This is a genomic window from Dietzia sp. CW19 (assembly GCF_014145265.1).
GTDB lineage: Bacteria > Actinomycetota > Actinomycetes > Mycobacteriales > Mycobacteriaceae > Dietzia > Dietzia natronolimnaea.
In genome coordinates, this window is the sequence record NZ_JAALEE010000547.1 from 3706 (window position 1) to 4236 (window position 531).

The following is a 531-nucleotide window of genomic DNA, read 5'->3' on the forward strand; positions in this document are numbered from 1 at the left end:
CCCGGGGCCTTGGCCTCGCGCCCGGAGTTGGGAAAGCTTCTCGATCAACTTCGCCCGGGCGACACGCTCGTGGTCTGGCGACTGGATCGGCTGGGCCGATCGATTCGGCATCTGATCGATCAGCTGACCGAGTTGCAAGAGCGCGGAATCGAGTTTCGCTCCCTGCAGGAAAACATCGACACCGGGTCCTCGGGCGGGCGGCTGGTGTTTTACATCTTCGCCTCACTGGCGGAGTTCGAACGAGACCTCATCTCCGAACGCACCCACGCCGGCCTTGAAGTGACCTGCCGCGTCGATTTCGGACAGCGGAGTTGATGGTTTCTCTACGCTGCCGTTGCCGGCTGGAGGTCAGCGTAGTGCACCTCGTTCGGGCGCTTGTAGCCGAGCGCTGAATGGCGCCGTCGGGTGTTGTAGAACCCCTCGATGTAGCTGATGACGTCGCGCCTGGCCTGCCGCTTCGTGGCGTAGGCGGTTCGGTGGACACGCTCGTTCTTCAGCGCCGAGAAGAACGACTCGGCCATCGCGTTATCC

2 protein-coding genes are annotated in these 531 nt (G+C 63.1%); one reads left to right on the forward strand and one right to left on the reverse strand.

Annotated elements, in window-relative coordinates:
* Positions 1-315 (forward strand): recombinase family protein (locus tag G6021_RS15560; protein WP_182641681.1); only part of this gene is annotated, 315 nt, incomplete at its 5' end.
* Between the two features lie 8 nt (positions 316-323).
* Here the strand turns inward: G6021_RS15560 and G6021_RS15565 are convergent.
* A partial coding sequence (locus G6021_RS15565; protein ID WP_182641683.1) for an integrase core domain-containing protein occupies positions 324-531 on the reverse strand: 208 nt, incomplete at its 5' end.